Origin of the sequence: Pseudomonas cyclaminis, from assembly GCF_015163715.1 — a bacterium.
GTDB classification, from domain to species: domain Bacteria; phylum Pseudomonadota; class Gammaproteobacteria; order Pseudomonadales; family Pseudomonadaceae; genus Aquipseudomonas; species Aquipseudomonas cyclaminis.
Map to the genome: position 1 here is coordinate 1 of NZ_JADDUM010000336.1, position 2,027 is coordinate 2,027.

Sequence of the window (2,027 nt, forward strand, 5' to 3'; positions counted from 1 at the left end):
GCGGCCCTGGCCTTGACCGTGCCGTTTGTCGAGGCAGGTATTTAAGGCATTGTTAACCGGCCCGTGGTCTAGTCGCGGGCTTGTTCGGTGCTGGTTGATTGGATATTTAGGCGCCCCTTTACGGGCTGAGGCGGCTTGGAAATGGCTTTGATCGTACAGAAATTTGGAGGCACCTCGGTCGGCTCTGTCGAAAGAATCGAGCAGGTGGCCGACAAGGTTAAGAAATTCCGCGATGCCGGCGACGACCTGGTGGTGGTTCTGTCGGCCATGAGCGGCGAGACCAATCGCCTGATCGAGCTGGCCAAGGCAATCAGTGGCGACCAGCAACCGCTGCCGCGTGAGCTGGACGTGATCGTGTCCACCGGTGAGCAGGTGACCATCGCCTTGTTGGCCATGGCCCTGAACAAGCGTGGCGTGCCGGCGGTGTCCTACACGGGCAGCCAGGTACGCATCCTCACCGACAGCGCGCACACCAAGGCGCGCATTCTGCAGATCGATGATCAGAAAATTCGCACCGATCTGAAGGCCGGCCGCGTGGTAGTTGTAGCGGGTTTTCAGGGTGTGGACGAGCACGGCAACATCACCACCCTCGGGCGTGGCGGTTCGGACACCACCGGCGTGGCCCTGGCGGCAGCCCTCAAGGCTGATGAATGCCAGATCTACACCGATGTGGACGGCGTCTACACTACCGATCCGCGTGTCGTGTCCGTGGCCCAGCGCCTGGACAAGATCACCTTCGAAGAGATGCTGGAAATGGCCAGCCTCGGTTCCAAGGTGTTGCAGATCCGTGCGGTGGAATTCGCCGGCAAGTACAACGTTCCGCTGCGCGTATTGCACAGCTTCAAAGAGGGTCCGGGCACCCTCATTACTATTGATGAAGAGGAATCCATGGAACAGCCGATCATTTCCGGCATCGCTTTCAACCGCGATGAAGCCAAGCTGACGATCCGTGGCGTGCCAGACACCCCGGGCGTGGCCTTCAAGATCCTGGGCCCGATCAGCGATGCGAATGTTGAAGTCGACATGATCGTGCAGAACGTCTCGCACGATAACACCACCGATTTCACCTTCACCGTGCACCGCAACGAGTACGATGCGGCACTGAAAATCCTGGAGAACACCGCGAGCGAGATTGGCGCCCGTGAAGTGGTCGGCGATACCAAGATTGCCAAGGTGTCGATCGTGGGTGTGGGCATGCGTTCCCATGCCGGCGTTGCCAGCCGCATGTTTGGGGCTCTGGCCAAGGAAAGCATCAACATCCAGATGATCTCCACCTCGGAAATCAAGGTCTCGGTGGTGATCGAAGAGAAGTACCTGGAACTGGCTGTACGCGCGCTGCATACCGCGTTTGAGCTGGACGCTCCGGCCCGACAGGGCGAGTGATGTAATGCCAGGAAGGCGCGGTCTACCGCGCCTTTCCTTTTTTTGTAGGGCGCATGGTCTTTTGCGTGCACTCGACAATACTTAGGCCGTTAGGGCTATGACTTTCGGGTCGTAGGTCGAACGCCTTTTTTTTGCAGACTGTTGTTCCTGAAATGAAATGCGTGAGGAGAAAGGTATGCTGATTCTGACTCGTCGGTGCGCAGAAAGCCTGATTATCGGTGATGGCGAAATCACCGTGACCGTGCTCGGCGTCAAAGGCAATCAAGTACGTATCGGGGTTAATGCTCCGAAAGAGGTAGCGGTCCACCGCGAGGAAATCTACCTGCGGATCAAGAAAGAGAAGGACGAAGAACCAAGCCTTTAATTTTTATCGTTTTTTATGTTTGCAAACGGGGAGGAACGTGGTTAATATACGCCCCGTGTTGCGGAGAGCTGGCCGAGTGGCCGAAGGCGCTCCCCTGCTAAGGGAGTACACCTCAAAAGGGTGTCGGGGGTTCGAATCCCCCGTTCTCCGCCATTATTTGCTTAGTACGTTGCAATCTGGTTTTTTCGGTAAGTTGTTGAAAATTAACGAAAAAATAGCTTTACATAGAGATTGAACGGCCTATAATGCGCGGCAACAAATGCACTCGTAGCTCAGCTGG

General features: G+C 56.4%; 2 protein-coding genes and 1 tRNA gene. All 3 read left to right on the plus strand.

Annotated features, from left to right (window positions below; genetic code table 11):
- Nucleotides 1–141 precede the first annotated feature (141 nt).
- The 3 genes from IQK56_RS29955 (at nucleotide 142) to IQK56_RS29965 (ending at nucleotide 1,900) form a co-directional block, all read left to right on the plus strand.
- A complete protein-coding gene (locus IQK56_RS29955; protein ID WP_090400445.1) occupies nucleotides 142–1,383 on the plus strand; it encodes an aspartate kinase in 1,242 nt (413 codons plus the stop codon).
- 175 nt (nucleotides 1,384–1,558) lie between these two features.
- Entirely contained in the window at nucleotides 1,559–1,747 is a 189-nt protein-coding gene (csrA, locus tag IQK56_RS29960) for a carbon storage regulator CsrA (protein ID WP_003175645.1), read from the plus strand.
- Between the two features lie 62 nt (nucleotides 1,748–1,809).
- A tRNA-Ser gene (locus IQK56_RS29965) sits at nucleotides 1,810–1,900 on the plus strand.
- The last annotated feature ends 127 nt before the right edge of the window (nucleotides 1,901–2,027 follow it).

What these genes read in the sequence shown, in the direction of transcription:
- IQK56_RS29955 (WP_090400445.1), top strand. Translation starts at nt 142, where the DNA reads ATGGCTTTGATCGTACAGAAATTTGGAGGCACCTCGGTCGGCTCTGTC.
- csrA (WP_003175645.1), top strand. Translation starts at nt 1,559, where the DNA reads ATGCTGATTCTGACTCGTCGGTGCGCAGAAAGCCTGATTATCGGTGAT.